The following is a 208-nucleotide window of genomic DNA, read 5'->3' as shown; positions in this document are numbered from 1 at the left end:
CGGTTGTGTCCTCTCTGTATCATGGTATTGTTTGGTAAAAATTTTTGGCAGGGGAATAGCATTGTCGGCATGCTTCCCCGGGGTGCGTCCCCCCCCCCCAAAAAAAATCGAAACAGTCGGCTTTAAACCCCCCCCACTCATCCCAAAAATCGAAAGCCCCGCCTCAACATCCCCGCCGACAGTGTTTAATATAATCAAAAGCCCTTCT

The 208-nt window shown here is 50.0% G+C and carries 1 pseudogene; it reads right to left on the bottom strand.

Annotated elements, in window-relative coordinates:
• A pseudogene (locus ACYVTD_RS19275) lies at positions 1–198 on the bottom strand (hypothetical protein); the annotation flags it as partial.
• Between the last annotated feature and the right edge of the window lie 10 nt (positions 199–208).

This window comes from Treponema sp. R6D11 (assembly GCF_054786075.1).
The sequence above is the reverse complement of the archived record's forward strand: the minus strand, read 5'-3'. Positions and strand labels throughout refer to the sequence as shown.